The organism is Caballeronia sp. M23-90, assembly GCF_053574605.1.
On sequence record NZ_JBSIPA010000152.1, the window covers coordinates 1 to 13,112 of the forward strand.

Below are 13,112 nucleotides of genomic sequence, written 5' to 3' on the forward strand. Positions count from 1 at the left end.
TGCTGCGAGCGGTTCAGCGCTCGGACCCCATGCCCGTCGATACCAACGGTCAGGCGCCCTCCGCCTTTACGATCACCCTGCGCCCGGCGGGCGGTTGATCGGACTTGGGCTGCGCGGCCCACTATTTTTGTGATGCTGGCGTCCATCGTGTGAAGATTGGGAACGAATTGTGCGATTGGCGGTCTGTTGTGCAGCCGTCAATAGTTTAAATATTGCTTTTTTGGAATCAGATACATGAGTTTGATGACGAAGCTTGGCCTGAAAACGCTTGTTGCCTCCTGCCTGATCGCTGTGGGAACGTCCGCCGCGCAGGCGCAACTCAACGTGCTCGTGACTGGCGTGGGTTCGACTCAGTTTCCTATCGCCACCGCTACTTTCGCCAACGAAGCGAATTCGCCGCAGCAGGTCAGCGCGATCATTCGCCAGGATTTGCAGCGCAGCGGCAAGTTCACGAATGTCGATGCGGGCGGCACGCCGGTGTCGGAAACGGATTCCGTCGACCTTGGCAGCTGGAAAGCCAAGGGCGCGGACGCCTTCGTGTCGGGCAGCGTGACCAAGCTGCCGAACGGCCAGTTCGAAGTGCGCTTTCGCCTGTATGACACGGTCAAGCAGGAAAGCCTGGGCGGCCTCTCGCTCGTGAGCCCGGAAAGCGGCTTGCGCATGAGCGCGCACAAGGTTGCCGACTACATCTACGCGAAGTTGCTGGGCGGGCGCGGCGTGTTCGCAACGCGGCTTTCTTACGTGATCAAGACCGGCGGCCGTTATCAATTGCAGATTTCCGACTCTGACGGCCAGGACGCACGCATTGCGCTCTCCAGCCCCGAGCCGATCATCTCGCCGGCCTGGTCGCCTGACGGCACCAAGGTGGCGTATGTTTCGTTCGAAAAGAAAAAGCCCGTTGTCTACATTCACGATTTGCCGACAGGCAAACGCGTGATCGTATCGAATCAGAAGGGCAATAACAGTGCACCGGCATGGTCGCCGGACGGCCGCAAGCTCGCGGTCGCCCTGTCCCAGACCGGCAACACGCAGATTTTCCAGGTGAACGCAGACGGCAGCGGTCTGCGTCGCCTGACGACGGGCAGCTCGATTGACACCGAGCCGGCTTACTCTCCCGATGGCAATTCGATTTACTTCACGAGCGACCGAGGCGGCGCGCCCCAGATTTACAAGATGTCGGCGAACGGCGAAAGCGCCGGCACTGCACAGCGCGTCACATTCACGGGCAGCTACAACACCAGCCCGCGTGTGAGCCCGGACGGCAAGCAAGTCGCGTACATTTCGCGCGTTGGCGGCGGTTTCAAGTTGTATCTGCTGGACCTTGCGTCCGGTACGGCAACGGGACTGACCGACACCACGCATGACGAATCGCCCAGCTTCGCGGCGAATGGTCAGTACATCCTCTACGCCACCCAGGTGAACGGGCGTGGCGTGTTGGCAGCCGTGTCGACCGATGGTCGTACGCGGCAAGTCTTGTCGCTTCAGGGGGGCAGCGTACGCGAGCCGTCCTGGGGTCCGTTCATGCAGTAAACCTAATGCAATAACTCAAGCAGCAACACACAAGGAGAGTAACCATGATGTCTAAAATTCGTATCGGCTTTGCAGTGGCGATGGTCGGTGCATTGGCCGCATGTCATTCAGGCGTCAAGCTGGATGAAGGTGCAAACAAAGGCGCGATCGGCACGCAACCCGACGCGAACGCAGTTCAACAGGTCAACGTCGATCCGCTGAACGATCCGAACAGCCCGTTGGCGAAGCGCAGCATTTACTTCGACTTCGACAGCTACGCAGTTCGTGACGACTACCAGCCGCTGCTGCAGCAACACGCACAGTATCTGAAGAGCCATCCGGATCGCCACGTCCTGATCCAGGGCAACACCGACGAACGCGGCACGAGCGAGTACAACCTGGCACTGGGCCAGAAGCGTGCTGAAGCTGTGCGCCGTGCAATGTCGCTGCTGGGTGTGGCCGACACGCAAATGGAAGCCGTGAGTCTGGGCAAGGAAAAGCCGCAGGCTACCGGTCATGACGAATCGTCGTGGGCGCAAAACCGCCGCGCTGATCTCGCTTATCAACAGTAATAGAACCAGTCACGGGTGATTCGCCGTATGTTGTATCGCTTCCCTTCGCTGCGCGCGGTCGCAGTTGCTTGTTTGCTGGGCTCGGCCGTGGTCGGCGGATCGGCGCATGCAGCATTGTTCGACGACAATGAAGCCCGCAAGGCCGTGCTCGATTTGCGCACGAAAACGGACGGTCTTTCGAGCCAGTTGTCTTCGGCTCAGCGCACTATCCTCGATCAGCAGAACCGTCTCGACCAGTTGAATCAGCAGGTTGCGACGCTTCGTGGCCAGAACGAGGATCTGGCCAACCAGCTGACCACGTTGCAGAAGCAGCAGAAAGACTACTACGCCGACCTCGATGGCCGGTTGAAGAAGCTCGAGCCGCAGCAGCAGACGGTGGATGGCGTGCAGGGTACGGTGCAGCCCGGCGAGACTGATTCGTTCAATGCGGCATCGACGCAGTTTCGCAACGGTGACTTCAAGAATGCGGCGGCGTCGTTCAAGACGTTCGTGGCAAAGTATCCGCAAAGTCCGTATCAGCCGACCGCGCAGTATTGGCTGGGCAACGCGCAGTATGCGTTGCGCGATTACAAGGCATCGACCGCTACCTGGCAGAATCTGGTGAAGAATTTTCCGACGCATCCGCGGGCGCCCGACGCGCTGCTCGCAATCGCGAACAACCAGATCGAGCAGGGTCAGAAACCCGCTGCAAAGAAGACGCTGGAACAAATCATCTCGCAGTATGGTGGAACCGAAGCCGCGCAGTCGGCTGAAAGCAAGATGTCGCAAGTGAAGTAAGCGTCAGGGTCGTTTGGCATTTGTTTTCGACCCTGATTCGCGCCTCTCGTGAGAAAGCCCGTAGCGTTGTGCTACGGGCTTTTTCTTTGAGTTTTGCGTGTCTTTCTGCCTCTTTTGTCTGTTTCATCGTGCGATGGATTTTTACGCGCCGTTGACAACTAGTGCTCGCTGTGACTATAATTTCGGCTCTTTGGGTCGTTAGCTCAGCTGGTAGAGCAGCGGACTTTTAATCCGTTGGTCACAGGTTCGAATCCCGTACGGCCTACCAAAGACAAGAAGGGCTCAGCGAAAGCTGAGCCCTTTTTCCGTTTACGCGCGGTAACGCCGAGGTTGCATGAGCGCCGATTTCGCAAATTAACGCATGCTGAATTGCGAAACGAGCCCGGCTGAATATCTGTAAAAAAAGGGTTCGCACCACCGGGATCAACTGCATGGTTCGAAGCCGGCTCGCTATACTGCACGCCCTTGACCGTGCGTCCTGATACGCCGATGATCGATAATTCTTCGCCTCCGCTCCTCTGACACTTAGTAGAGCGTATCGAACACGTCGCGCTTTTGGCCAGGATCAGCACCCGAATAATGCCTTTCCGGCCACTTGAACCAGAGTTGATGAAATGCTTCGTAAAGTCGTATCGTTTGTCGCCGTCATTGTCCTGTAACTGGCAGGCCTGGCCTACTACTGTATGTCCTCGCCAGCTGGAATTGCCAAAGCGCTGACTGTCTACTCTGCCATCAAGCCATTGAAGGTCGAACCCGTACGCGATGACGTCTATTACGTGACCGGAGGCTTTTCGAATAGTGGTTTTGTCGTAGGCGACACCGGTGTGATCGTCATCGATGCACAGATGTTCGAGCCGGCCGCCAACAAGGTGCTCAAAGCCATCGCCGGGATCACGCCGCTGCCGGTGAACACCATGATCCTGACGCACAGCGATCCAGACCACGTCAATGCGTTGCCGGCTTACCCGCGCGGAATGCAAGTCATCGCCCAGGACAACACGCGAGCGGAAATGCAAGCGGCGCTCGATAACCCCAATGAGAACAAAACGCCAACGCCTCCCGGCTTGAAGGACTATTTGCCGACGAAGAACGTGAAAAGAACGAGAGCCTGGTTGTGGACGGAGTTCAATTGGACTTTCTGCATATTGCGCCGGCCCACACAGATGGCGACCTGATTGTGTACTTACCCGCAAAGAAAATCGTGTTTGCCGGGGACATCCTGACGCCTGGCTCCGGCCCGTACCCTGGCATACACCTCGCAAAACACGGCTCCTCGCTAGGCTGGATCAAGACGATGCAGGCCCTGATCGCGCTGGATGCGGACATTTACATTTCCGGGCACGGCGAGCCGCTTAAACACGACGATCTGCAATCTCGCCTTCAGGCTGCAGTGCAACGAAGGGCTGAAATAGCGCGCATGGTGGCGCAAAACAAAAGTCTGGACGAAGTGAAAGCAATCCTCAACGACCCGGCGCCGACGGGCGTCGAAAAAGGGTTTCCGACGTTCACTGACACGACATACCAGGAACTCACCCAAAAATGACCGGGGTGTTCATTGCCTGTATCGGAGGGGCCGGAGAAGAAACCTCCCCTCGATTCTCTGGGACTCACACACCACTTTCACAGGGGGACACCGATCGCAGGAAACACCAAGCGGGGATCCGCCCCTCACGACCGGATCAGACCGCCACGCATCTCTTCCGGCTTGGTCAAGACTCGGCTCAATGCACCTTGCTCGCCACCGCCACCCACTGATCAAACTGCGGTTTATTCGCGGCCAGCCATTCATCGGCGAGTTTGTTGATCAAGGGCGATGAACCACCGTTCTTGCTGATCGCGTATTCCCATCCCGACCACGTCTTGCCCGGAAATTTGATCTGCTCGATCAGCGTCTTCACCGCCGGGTTCGCGGCGATAAACTCTTTGTTCCCCACCGATCCCCAGTTCCACGACGACATTGCCATGCGGCATGGATTCGCCCCGCCCGCGCACCCTTCCACGCCGTTCACCAGCGCCGATGCCTTGTTCGGCACGTTCGGCGGCAGCGCATCGCTTGGGGTCGGCAGCCAGACTACGTCCTTGCCCGGAACCAGCGCGTTTGTGGTCCATGACGGATTCCACGCATAGAAGAATGCCGGCTTGCCGTCCTTGATGCGTGTGACGGCATCGACCATCAAGGCTTCGTATTTCCCACGCACCGCGTGCACCGTCTGCTTCAGTCCGAATTTGTCGATCTGGTAATCGACCACGTCGCCGCAACTCCAGCCCGGATCGCAACTGATGAGTTCCGCCTTGCCGTCGCTGCCGAAAAGCCCGGCGATCTTCGGGTCCTTCATCTGTTCCAGGCTCGTGATGTTGTGGGCGACCGCGGTCTTTTTATCGATGAGATAACCGTTGATTCCGCCACCCACGATCATTCCCCCGCCCACGATCTCCGCCTGCTTTTCCACGGCCTTGAAGCCGGGTTCACGCTGGGGAAAATTGACATCGGTGGCAAGATCGACGTCGCCTTGCGCCGCGGCCTGGAAGAACAGCGTGGTGTTCATCGTGCTGAGTTTGACGTCGTAGCCAAGCGCTTTCATCGCTTTCATCACGATCTGGGCCGCGACGTAATTGCCGCCGAGGCTATCGCTTTGCGCGTAGCGAATGGTCTTGCCGTCGCCCGGCAGCGTATCGGCAAATGCACCCACGCTCGCCGATGTCAAACCCACTAACGCCGCAACTGCGAGTGCCCTTCCTGCCCATGCAAATGGTCTCATCAATTTTCCTCTATCGTGATCGTTCGATCATCCGGCTCTGCGCCGGATGCGCCTGGGTTTTGCCTGATCTTCAAATTCATAAAGCTTTCTTGGCTTCAGCGTTCCTTGGCACTCGCTCGCCACGGACAAACCGCATCAGAACCGGCAGCAGCGCGCTGCGCGTCCCGCCCTTCGATTGCGCCAGTTTCTGCGTGATGCGGTCGAGCATCATCGCGAGCAACACGATTGCGATACCGCCAATCGCGGCCTGTCCGACATCGAGCCGGCCAAGCCCTTGCAACACGACGAGCCCCAGGCCTTCGGCGCCAATCATCGCGATCACAACCGACATGACCATTGCGGTGAGCACGGTCTGGTTGAGGCCGCCGAGGATGGTCGGGATCGCCAGCGGCAATTGCACTTCCCACAAAAGCTGGCGACGGTCGGCTCCAAACGCGAGACCCGCTTCCACGATTTCATGCTCGACCATGCGGATGCCGAGATGCGTGAAGCGAATCAAAGGCGGCATCGCGGTGGTCACTACCGCGACTTCGCCCGGCACCGTGCCGACACCAAACAGCATCACCACAGGTACGAGATACACGAACGTCGGCGTGGTCTGCATGATGTCGAGCACGGGCCGCACGACGCGCCACACCCGGTCGCTGCGCGCGCACCAGATCCCGATGGGTATGCCGATCAGCGCGCAGAACACAATGGCCGTCGCAATCAGCGAGAGCGTGGTGATGGCTTGCGCCCAGACGCCCATCGCCGCGATGACGACCAGCCCCAGCACGCTGAAAATCGCCACGCCCATGCTCGCGAGACGCCACGCGAGGAGGAACATCAGCACGAGCATCAGCGGGAACGGGATGGCGTGAAGCACGGTGTCGTTGAAGGTCAGCAAGCGCTCGACGGGCCACTTGATGAGGAGAAACATGGGCCGCAGGTTCTGCGCGACCCATTGGACGCCGTGCTGGATCCAATCGCCGATCGGCAGCACCGCGAGATCGTCGGCTTTAAACATGACGTGCTCCCATGGCGCCTGCAGCGCCGATTCGGGCAAGGATCTGCCCTGCTTCCAGACGGCCGATCAGGCGGCCGGTGTCATCGATCACGCCGATAGGGCCGCCGTTCATATCGTGTTGGTAACTGCCGGCGACATCGACGAGCTTGGTGTGCGCGGGCACGCACGTGAAGCGCGTGTCGGGCCGGGGCATGGTGCCGCCGCCGCGCGCCTGTTCCATCTCCGAAGCAGTCACGGTGCCGAGAATGCGTTCGTCCGTGTCGAGCATGAAGCCCGGGCCCGGCTGGCCGGTGGCGTCGCCCATGAGGATGCCGTTCGGGCCGCGCAAGATTGCAGAGAGCGATGTCATCACCGAACCGGCATCGAACAATCTGCCGCGATCGACTTCGCGCGTGAATGCGGCGACGTAATCGCTGCCCGGTTCGAGCACGATGGATTGCGGCGTGCCTTCGCGAACCATCTTGCCCTCCGACATGATCGCGATGCGCGTGCCGAGTTTCAGCGCTTCCTGGAAATCGTGCGTGATGAACAGGATGGTCTTGTTCAACGTGCGCTGAAGGCGCAGCAACTCGTCCTGCATCTCGGTGCGGATCAGCGGATCGAGCGCGCTGAACGCTTCGTCCATGATAAGGACATCGGCATCGGTCGCAAGCGCGCGTGCGAGACCCACACGTTGACGCATGCCGCCACTGAGTTCATGCGGCATGTGATAAGCCCAGCGTGCGAGGCCGACCACGTTCAGCACTTCTTCCGCGCGCTTGCGGCGCTCGGCGGCGGACATGCCGCGCAGCTTCAATCCGAACTCGACGTTCTCGATCACACGGCGATTCGGCAGCAGCGCGAAATGCTGGAAGACCATCGATATACGCTTGCGGCGAACATCGCGAAGACCGGCTTCGTCGAGCGTGCAGATGTCCTGGTCATCGAGCAGGATCTTGCCCGCACTCGGTTCGTTCAGGCGATTGATGCAACGCGCGAGCGTCGACTTGCCCGAGCCGGACAAGCCCATGATCATGTACATTGCGCCGGACGGAATGGAGAGCGAAACGTCGTCGAGCCCGACCACGTGACCCAGCGTTTCCTGCACTTCGGACTTGCTCTTGCCGGCCTTGAGCATTGCCAGCGCTTTATCGGGCTTGTCCGTGAACACCTTGTACAAGTGCTCGATCTTCAAGCGCTCAGTCATAGCATCTTCTCCTCTGAAGAGCCGGCGGAAACGGGCAGATGCCGCAACGGTGAAAAGTCGGTCGGCACGAGAATCCTGTTTTCCGCCTGCTCGATGTTCTCTGACAGCCTCGGCAGGAATTCCTGCCATCTCGGGTCGCTGGCGAGTCGCTGACGGCGGCGTGCACGGTCGTTGAGATCGGAATAAGCCCACATGTGAATGACCTGGCTGAGCGGTCCTATATCGGTGGTGAAGTAGCCGATCAAGTTGCCCAGGATGGGCTGCTGGATCGCGAGGCCTTCATCACGCACGAGCTGCAGGTATCGGCCCATTCGGCCGTTCCTGATCCGGTAGATTCGCTCTTCGACAATCATTGCCGCGCCTCCCGATCATCGCTCGCCAGAAAACGGCGCATCAGTGCGGCAACCACCTCTGGTGCTTCGATCAGGATCGAATGACGCAAGCCAGGCAGGATTTCGAGTTGCGAGTTCGGAATGCGCTGATGCATGTACTGCGCCATACGCGGGTTCGATCCCTGGTCCTCTTCGCCGGTCGCGATCAACGTCGGCACACCAATCTGATCGATGAAACCGCCAAAATCCGTCTGCGCCAGCACGCGGTAAGCAGCGGCATAACAATCGGGATCGTTCTCGGCGTTACGCTGCCGCAAGCGTGCGACAAGCTCGGGGTTCCGCTGCTGGAAGCCTTCGGTGAGCCAGCGCGAAAGCGAGGCGTCGTAATGCGAACCACGGTCGCCGGATTGCAGCGCGGCAAGGCGCGCGGCGACCCGCTCACGTTCTTGCGGAGTACGTCCCGATACCGTCGATAACAACACGAGTTTCTTCAGCCGCTCCGGGTGCGTGAGCGCCACGCGCTGCGCAATCAGGCCGCCGAGCGAGAAACCCGCGAGATCGAATTGATCGAAGCCGACGTGATCGGCAAGCGCGAGGACATCGCCCACGAAGTCATCGATTTCATAACGCCCTTTCACCAGCGTCGAACGTCCATGCCCGCGCAGATCGAGCGTGAGGATGCGGAACGTGTCCCGCAGCCTGGCAACGATACCTTCCCACGCTTCAAGGTTCGAACCCACGCCGTGGATGCAGACCAACGCACGCGAACCCTCGCCTTCGAGCCGGTAATTCAGCGCGATGCCGCGGCCATCGAACGTTGTTGAAATACTCGCGTCGGCCATGGTTCAGGCTCCCGCCGCCGCAACCGCGATCGTTGGCTCGCGTTGCAATTCGCGCTGACGTTCGCGTGCGGCAAAATGCGGCATGACTTCATCAATGAAAAGACGCAGCGTCTTTTTCTGCAGCTCGAACGGCAAGTTGAACGAGAGGCCGAGACAGAACTGGTCGACGCCCTGGTCTTCGTAGATCTGCAGCTTGCGGATCACTTCGTCCGGGGTGCCGAACATCAGGTTGTCGCGAATATTCGCCGGATCGTAGTTCGCGCGGTTCGACACCGTTTCGTAGGGAACGGGCTCGGGAAAACCATCGGTGACGGTGCCAATGTTCTGCATCAGATTCTCGAACGTGCGGCCGAAATCCACGCTATGCCGCACAGCGGTTTGCCAGTCATCCGGACGATCGTAGACGCATGTGCGCCGCAACATCATGAAACGCGGACGCGGACGTTCGGGGTGGTCGGCGACCGCCTTGCGGAATTTCTCGCCGAGCACGGCGACTTCCGCGGGCGGCGCGGACAACGGAGTCGACAAGATGTTCGCGCCAACGCTAACAGCCCAGTCGAAGCTGCCCGGATCGCGCGTCGCGACCCAGACTGGCGGATGCGGTTGTTGCAGTGGCTTCGGCACCGATGTCGCCAGCGGGAACTTCCAGTAGTGGCCATCGTGCGCGTAGTCGCCGGCCCAGAGCTTCTGCACGGCCGGCACGATCTCCTTCAGATAAGCCACGCCCTCCTGCTGTGGAATGCCGCCGGCCATGCGATCGAATTCGTACTGATACGCGCCGCGCGCAATCCCGAACTCAAGCCGGCCGCCGGTCAGGTGATCGCACATGGCGGCTTCGCCAGCGAGGCGGATCGGTGACCAGTACGGCGCGACCAGCGTCGCCGTGCCGAGCCGGATGCGCTGCGTGTGCTGCGACAACCACGTGAGGATCGAAAACGGATTCGGTGAGATCGTGCATTCAATGGTGTGATGCTCGGCGGTCCAGAGCGTCTCGAAGCCGCCTTCATCGGCGATACGGGCAAGCGTCAGCATGTTGGACATGGCCGTGGACATGGAGTCTTCCGGCGAAAAACGCTCCATGCTCAGTGAGATGGCAAATTTCATGATGGGTCTCTTTTGGAATTTTTTGAGGCTCAGCGGCGCGCGCTCAGCGCAGGCGGATCACGAACGGGTCTTGCATCGCGCCCGAGTAATCGATCACCACGTTCTTCACGCGCGAGAATTCGCGCATTACTTCGAAGCCGCCGCGACGTCCGTAACCGCTGCGCTTCGTGCCGCCATTCGCTGACATGTACGCGGCCGACCGATACGTATTGATCCAGACCGTACCCGCTTCAATGTCACGCGCAAAGCGCAACGCACGGTCGATGTTCTGCGTCCAGATGCCGGAGGCGAGGCCGTATTCGGTATCGTTGGCGAGCGCGATGAGCTCTTCTTCCGTGTTGAACGGAACCACGCCCACGACTGGCCCGAAGATCTCTTCCTGCATGAAGCGCATTTCGTTGCGCGCTTGCGTCATGACGGTCGGCTCGAAATACCATCCCTTCGATAACGCCGAGTCCTTCGGCTTGCGTCCGCCGACCGCGATCTTCGCGCCCTCATGCACGCCGGACGCAACGTAACCTTCGACCTTGTCGAGCTGGCTGGCGAGCGCTAGGGGACCGATGTCGGTATCGTCGGCCATGGGGTGGCCTACTTTTACGCGACGCGTACGCTCGACCAGTGCATCCACGAAGCGTTCGTAGATCGGCGCCTCGACAAAGCACCGCGAACCCGCCACGCATGTCTGCCCAGCCGCCGCAAATACGCCCGACACGACGCCGTTCACCGCGCGCTCGACATCCACGTCCGAGAACACCACATGTGGCGACTTGCCGCCGAGTTCCATCTGGCACGGCACCAGGTTCTGCGCCGCATTGCCCGCGATCTTGCGGCCGGTCATCGTGCTGCCCGTGAAGACGAACTTCGCGACGCCCGGGTGACGCGTGAGCGCGTCGCCGGTAGTGACGCCATCGCCGGTCACGACGTTGAACACGCCCGGCGGAATGCCCGCTTCGATCGCAAGTTCGGCTAGCGCCAGTGTCGATGCTGTCGCGTGTTCCGAAGGCTTCACGACCACCGTGTTGCCGATCGCGAGACACGGCGCGAGCGTGCCCGTGAGCATCATCAGCGGCGAGTTCCAGGGGATGATCATGCCGACCACACCTATCGGTTCACGCAAGTTGAAGTTGAGCGTGTCGAGCTTGTTGACGGGAATCGTGTCGCCTTGCAACTTGTCGGCCATGCCGGCGAAGTACTGATATGAATCAGGGATCGCCCGCATCTGCGCGCGCATTTCCTTGATCAGCTTGCCGTTGTCGCGGCATTCGATCAGCGCGAGTTCATCGGCGTTGGCGAGCACGAGTTCGGCAAGACGGCGCACGAGCTTGCCGCGATCGGTTTGCGTGATGCGGCGCCAAGCCGGGTTCTTCAATGCGGCTTGCGCAGAGCGCACGGCGGCATCCACATCGTCGGCATTGGCCTGCGCGAATTGATACCAGGGCTCGGCGGTTGTCGGGTCGTAGCTCGACACGTAATGGCCGCTGCGCGGCGCCACGAACTCGCCGTGGATGAACAGGTCTTGCCTGGACCCCTGCAAACTTTCGACTGTCGTTTTCATCTGTACCTGGTCCTAGTTCAGAGTTGCGGTTGCTGCAGCCGTGGCTGCGCGGCGCTGACCATCGCAATGCGGCCGCCGTCGTGTGAATCCATGTAGATGCCGAACCGGCCGCCGGCGCTTTCATGCACATAGCGCTTCAACATGCCGCGAATTTCGGGCGTCGGAATGTCGTCGTAGGGAAGCTGGTCGAGCGGGAAGAAGCTGAAGTTCTCGGGGATCTCACAGGCCGCGCGCGGCAATGCCAGGCGTGCGCGATAGATCAGGTACCCCGAGTCGCTGCCGGCGGCATCGAAGACGGAATAGAGAAAGGTGTCGTCGGGAAGGAGTTCAAGATCGCCGCCGCCCGATATCGGCAAACGGCCATTCACCAGCCGGTGCGGCGCGCTCGGCAACGTCCAGCCGTTCTTGCCGTCCTTCGCGAGCAGCAACGATCCTTCTGCTTCGATCAGATAACCCACGATCATGTTGTGTGACGAAAGCCAGCCCGGCGGCAACGGGTTCATTACTTGCGCATAGCGGCCACGGCAAAAGCCGAGCGGCGCTGTAGGGCTCGTGCCGAACGCCTGGACGCGGCCAATGAGTATCGTGTGATCGCCCGCATCCACGCGGTCGTGCACCGTGCAATCGAACCACGTCAAACAATCGGACAAGACCGGCGCGCCGGTATGCACGCCGTCATGGCTGACGGCCGCGAACTTGTCGGCGGATTTGGAGGCGAAGAGATTCGATACATCCGTCTGCGCTTCGTGCAGCAGATTGACAGCAAAGTGGTCGGTCTCCCGGAAGACCGGTGCGCTCGATGCACTCTTTCCTACACATACGAGGAGAAGCGGCGGGTCCAGCGAAACAGAGGTGAACGAGTTCGCCGTCATGCCACGCGGGCGTCCATCGGAATCGCGCGTGGTGATGACCGTCACGCCTGTCACGAAGGTGCCGAACGCCCGGCGCAAGGCCACGGGATCGACGGCGACGGGTTTATCTGAGACTTCGGCTTGCATGTACTTCACCTCGAACGTCGTTACGTTGAGGTACAAGTTAAGGCATGCAAAAAAAGGATTCTTCCGCTGGATCGAAGGACGATCGCAGTTAATTACCCTCGCATTCGGGGGATCGATTCGTGACGCGCAGCGGAGGCATTGCTATTGTCGATCAGGCTGTGCAATTGCAACGCAAGCTCGATCGAAAATCGCTGTTCAGGCGTCTCCACCCCGATGCCGAAGAGGTCCGATATACGCGACATGCGGTACCGGAGGGTGGTGACGTGAAGGCCCATGGCGTCGGCGCAATGCTGGCTGCGGCAGCCCGCGCGCACGTAGGCCGCGAGCGTGTCGAGGTAGGCCGTGTTGTGCTTTTTATCGTGCTCGATGACGCGGCCAATCGCGCCATCGATAAAACTCCGTACGTCCGACGAATCCGCTGCGCCCATCAGCATGGGCAGCGGCCCGAAGTCGGGCACGGTCATCGCGCCGA

Annotated in this window: 14 protein-coding genes and 1 tRNA gene; 6 read left to right on the top strand and 9 right to left on the bottom strand. The window is 60.2% G+C overall.

Going from position 1 to position 13,112, the window contains the following annotated elements:
* The first annotated feature begins 234 nt into the window (after positions 1–234).
* The 6 genes from tolB to ACRXB1_RS16545 all read left to right on the top strand — a co-directional run bounded on the left by tolB (position 235) and on the right by ACRXB1_RS16545 (position 4,401).
* Positions 235–1,530, top strand: coding sequence for a Tol-Pal system beta propeller repeat protein TolB (gene tolB / locus ACRXB1_RS16520; protein ID WP_174364884.1), 1,296 nt, complete (start codon positions 235–237; stop codon positions 1,528–1,530).
* Between the two features lie 44 nt (positions 1,531–1,574).
* Positions 1,575–2,081, top strand: a complete 507-nt coding sequence (gene pal / locus ACRXB1_RS16525; RefSeq protein WP_047845194.1) for a peptidoglycan-associated lipoprotein Pal — start codon at positions 1,575–1,577, stop codon at positions 2,079–2,081.
* A 27-nt stretch (positions 2,082–2,108) separates the two neighbouring features.
* On the top strand, positions 2,109–2,858 hold the full coding sequence (ybgF, locus tag ACRXB1_RS16530; protein WP_062167896.1) for a tol-pal system protein YbgF: 750 nt from the start codon (positions 2,109–2,111) through the stop codon (positions 2,856–2,858).
* Between the two features lie 192 nt (positions 2,859–3,050).
* Positions 3,051–3,126 (top strand) — tRNA-Lys (locus ACRXB1_RS16535).
* 415 nt (positions 3,127–3,541) lie between these two features.
* Positions 3,542–4,033, top strand: coding sequence for an MBL fold metallo-hydrolase (locus ACRXB1_RS16540; RefSeq protein ID WP_449492585.1), 492 nt, complete (start codon positions 3,542–3,544; stop codon positions 4,031–4,033).
* Positions 3,988–4,401: an MBL fold metallo-hydrolase gene (locus tag ACRXB1_RS16545; RefSeq protein ID WP_375508609.1), complete on the top strand. Its 414-nt coding sequence runs from the start codon at positions 3,988–3,990 to the stop codon at positions 4,399–4,401. Before ACRXB1_RS16540 ends, ACRXB1_RS16545 begins: the two co-directional genes overlap by 46 nt.
* Positions 4,402–4,579: 178 nt before the next feature.
* On the opposite strand, the gene proX is transcribed toward ACRXB1_RS16545, so the two are convergent.
* The 9 genes from proX to ACRXB1_RS16590 all read right to left on the bottom strand — a co-directional run.
* Positions 4,580–5,617: a glycine betaine/L-proline ABC transporter substrate-binding protein ProX gene (proX, locus tag ACRXB1_RS16550; RefSeq protein ID WP_449492586.1), complete on the bottom strand. Its 1,038-nt coding sequence runs from the start codon at positions 5,615–5,617 to the stop codon at positions 4,580–4,582.
* A 76-nt stretch (positions 5,618–5,693) separates the two neighbouring features.
* Positions 5,694–6,623: an ABC transporter permease gene (locus ACRXB1_RS16555; protein ID WP_449492587.1), complete on the bottom strand. Its 930-nt coding sequence runs from the start codon at positions 6,621–6,623 to the stop codon at positions 5,694–5,696.
* Positions 6,616–7,809: a quaternary amine ABC transporter ATP-binding protein gene (locus ACRXB1_RS16560; RefSeq protein WP_449492588.1), complete on the bottom strand. Its 1,194-nt coding sequence runs from the start codon at positions 7,807–7,809 to the stop codon at positions 6,616–6,618. Before ACRXB1_RS16560 ends, ACRXB1_RS16555 begins: the two co-directional genes overlap by 8 nt.
* On the bottom strand, positions 7,806–8,162 hold the full coding sequence (locus ACRXB1_RS16565) for an NIPSNAP family protein (protein WP_174365453.1): 357 nt from the start codon (positions 8,160–8,162) through the stop codon (positions 7,806–7,808). Before ACRXB1_RS16565 ends, ACRXB1_RS16560 begins: the two co-directional genes overlap by 4 nt.
* Entirely contained in the window at positions 8,159–8,983 is an 825-nt protein-coding gene (locus ACRXB1_RS16570; protein ID WP_174365452.1) for an alpha/beta fold hydrolase, read from the bottom strand. The genes ACRXB1_RS16565 and ACRXB1_RS16570 overlap by 4 nt, the downstream gene beginning before the upstream one ends.
* A 3-nt stretch (positions 8,984–8,986) precedes the next feature.
* The gene (locus ACRXB1_RS16575) at positions 8,987–10,087 is read right to left on the bottom strand and encodes an LLM class flavin-dependent oxidoreductase (protein WP_174365451.1); all 1,101 of its coding nucleotides are present in this window, start codon (positions 10,085–10,087) and stop codon (positions 8,987–8,989) included.
* A gap of 43 nt (positions 10,088–10,130) precedes the next feature.
* Positions 10,131–11,642: an aldehyde dehydrogenase gene (locus ACRXB1_RS16580; RefSeq protein WP_449492589.1), complete on the bottom strand. Its 1,512-nt coding sequence runs from the start codon at positions 11,640–11,642 to the stop codon at positions 10,131–10,133.
* Positions 11,643–11,659: 17 nt separating this feature from the next.
* Positions 11,660–12,640, bottom strand: a complete 981-nt coding sequence (locus ACRXB1_RS16585; RefSeq protein ID WP_449492590.1) for a flavin reductase — start codon at positions 12,638–12,640, stop codon at positions 11,660–11,662.
* Between the two features lie 92 nt (positions 12,641–12,732).
* Positions 12,733–13,112: PucR family transcriptional regulator (locus ACRXB1_RS16590; RefSeq protein WP_449492591.1), on the bottom strand; the 380-nt coding region annotated here is incomplete at its 5' end.